At 42.9% G+C, this 1594-nt stretch carries 2 protein-coding genes; one reads left to right on the top strand and one right to left on the bottom strand.

Annotation, left to right across the window (positions count from 1 at the left end; genetic code table 11):
• Positions 1–1165 (bottom strand): exopolyphosphatase (gene ppx, locus A3761_RS25000; protein ID WP_068751128.1); only part of this gene is annotated, 1165 nt, incomplete at its 3' end.
• A 125-nt stretch (positions 1166–1290) separates the two neighbouring features.
• Between ppx and trxA the strand changes: the two genes are divergently transcribed.
• Positions 1291–1594, top strand: a 304-nt coding sequence (trxA, locus tag A3761_RS24995) for a thioredoxin TrxA (RefSeq protein ID WP_068751126.1), incomplete at its 3' end; no start/stop codon positions are given.

Here is a 1594-nt window from a genome sequence, read left to right as displayed (position 1 = left end):
GCCGGTGGTATTGTGCATGAGCAATAGAGTGCCCAACCTCAAAAACCCGGCTTGCCCAACGTAGTAGATTTTCACATTGCGGTAAGGCTATATCCCAATACGAAGCAATTTGCTTGTATGCATGAAGCGCTGTTTTCTCTACTCTTTCAGCGTGTTCAACATCAATAGCATAGCGAGCCTGCATCGATTGAAGTGAACGTTCTCTGACATCCTCATGCTGAATCCGGCCTAGTATGTCATACAGCAAACCTTCCCTAAGCGCGCCCGATGTGAACTCCATTTCTTTGATGCCCAGTACCTTAAAGCATGAGTAGAGTATGGAAAAGCCGGCTGCAAAGATCGATGCACGCTCAGATTTCACACCTAGTTTAACTAAGTCCTCACAATGTCCGAGAGTAATCATCAGGCCTTTTAGTTCTTTCAAAGCTTTTAATGTAATCGTTTCTTCAGCTAAACCAAGATGACGCAAAGCATTTAGAATAGCCTTAATTGAACCCGAAGCACCCACTGTATGCTGCCATCCAAGCGACTTATATTGTTCCTTTATGCTGAATAATTCTCTGGATGCGTGCTTGATTGCTTTATTAAATCCTTGCTCAGTTAGCTCACCACCAGGAAAATATTTTTCTCTGAAAGAAACGCAGCCCATATGCATACTTTCTAAGGCTTTTGCCTCAAAGCGTTCACCAATTATCAATTCGGTGCTACCACCACCGATATCGATAACCAGGCGATTGCCTTTATCATCAGCCAGGGTATGAGCAACACCAAGATAAATTAGACGCGCTTCTTCTCTGCCAGAAATTATTTCTATTGGGTGACCTGTTACACGCTCGGCATCACGCAGAAAGTCAGTTTTCTTTTTGGCTGCTCTTAAAGCATTTGTACCCACGATCTGCACAGATGCAGAGTCAAAGCTCTTGATCCGCTGGGAGAAGCGCTTCAAGCACTCAATTGCCCTGATATGGGCTTCTGGAGTTATTTCTCCATTTTCGTCGAGACCTGCCGCTAGCTGGACCTTTTCACCAAACTTATCAACGACTCTAATCTCGCCATGAGAAATTTTTGCGACAACCATGTGAAAACTGTTTGAGCCCAAATCTATCGCTGCAATGTGGTCTGAGCAGCTATTTGGCTCTGCTTTCGTATCATTGTGAGTTAACACGTCCTTGAAATCCTCTGATAAGGCTATATATTACTCGTTACGATTTTTCATTTCTTAAGAGATAGCTGTATTGTAACGCATCAAATGCTTTCAGGCTTCTCTAAATCTTTTATTGGAATCAAAACATGAGTGATAACATCATCAATGTAAGTGACGCAACTTTCGAAACGGAAGTTTTAAATTCTGACATCCCTGTACTTGTCGATTACTGGGCGGAGTGGTGCGGCCCTTGTAAAATGATCGCCCCTGTCCTTGAGGAAATTGCTGACGACTATGCTGGCAAGATCAAAATATGTAAGTTAAATATTGATGAGAATGAGCAAACCCCACCTAAATTCAATATTCGTGGCATTCCAACCTTGATGCTATTCAAGAATGGTAATGTTGATGCAACGAAGGTAGGCGCGCTATCAAAATCTCAGTTGACAG

The sequence above is a fragment of the Oleiphilus sp. HI0123 genome, assembly GCF_001635315.1.
The sequence above is the reverse complement of the archived record's forward strand: the minus strand, read 5'-3'. Positions and strand labels throughout refer to the sequence as shown.